At 63.3% G+C, this 567-nt stretch carries 1 protein-coding gene; it reads right to left on the minus strand.

The window, feature by feature from the left end; all coding sequences use genetic code 11:
- Positions 1–567: Fic/DOC family protein (locus AO501_RS18750; protein ID WP_156452670.1), on the minus strand; the 567-nt coding region annotated here is incomplete at both ends.

The following is a 567-nucleotide window of genomic DNA, read 5'->3' on the forward strand; positions in this document are numbered from 1 at the left end:
ATCGCGACCAGGCCCGTGAGATCAGAGTTGGCGCGCGCCACGTGACAAGCGCCGTGCAACTCTTCCAGGTCGGTCTTCCCCCAGTCGAGGCCAGAACCGCGTTCGGACAACAGGAGATCGAAGAACTCGCGGGTCGAGCGGCCGTTGCCCTCGCGGAACGGGTGGGCATAGTTCACGTAGTCGTACCGGTATGCGACCTGGCCAGCGAGATCACCTTCGCCGACCGCTCTGAGCCGGTCGAGCTGGTAGATCTCCGCAGCCACATGCTCCATGGGCCGACTGATGCCGCCCGGCGCGCAGAAAGACTCGTCCTCCTTCTCGATGCCGACTGTCCGCAGATCTCCCGCCCAGACGTAAATGTCCTGGAACAGCTGGCGGTGAATCGCCCGCAGGTATGCGAGATCTGTGCGGTCGCCCAGCAGATTGGGATCCTCGCGGAGTTCGATCACCCGGGCCTCAACGAGGTCGTTCTCGGCATCACGCAGTTCGGCATGCGTTCGAGCGCCGACCCGGTTCCTCAAGACGGACATAGCGGGGATGAAGTAGCCCTGCCAATTCCGTTCGTGA

The organism is Mycobacterium gordonae (assembly GCF_001417955.2).
In the GTDB taxonomy this organism is placed as follows: domain Bacteria; phylum Actinomycetota; class Actinomycetes; order Mycobacteriales; family Mycobacteriaceae; genus Mycobacterium; species Mycobacterium gordonae_B.